The 355-nt window shown below is 45.6% G+C and carries 1 protein-coding gene; it reads left to right on the plus strand.

The window, feature by feature from the left end; all coding sequences use genetic code 11:
* Positions 1 to 61: 61 nt before the first annotated feature.
* Positions 62 to 355: lysis protein (locus Xsto_RS20970; protein WP_141554569.1), on the plus strand; the 294-nt coding region annotated here is incomplete at its 3' end.

Below are 355 nucleotides of genomic sequence, written 5' to 3' on the forward strand. Positions count from 1 at the left end.
CAATTGTTTTTGGGTTATTGTTTTTAAAAGAAAAGTATGACCAATTTGTCGGAAGGCAGTCATGAAGATTGGCAGCCAGTACTTCACCCTAATTGCTCTGATGATGGTCTCTGGCTTGTTCTGGTTCTACTACAGCGAGTATCAGGACAAGGCAGAAGAATACAGTAGGTTAAAGCGACAGTATGTCGCACAAGTCATTGCCATCAATAAGCAGCAAGAGCGTATCCAACATTTTTCCGAACTAGACAAGATTCACACTCAGGAACTCGCCAATGCCAAGACTGAAATTGACACTCTTCGGGCTGATGTTGCCGCTGGTCGTCGCAAGCTGCGCATCAAGGCCACCTGTCCTGTG

It is taken from the genome of Xenorhabdus stockiae (assembly GCF_002632825.1).
Lineage (GTDB): Bacteria > Pseudomonadota > Gammaproteobacteria > Enterobacterales > Enterobacteriaceae > Xenorhabdus > Xenorhabdus stockiae.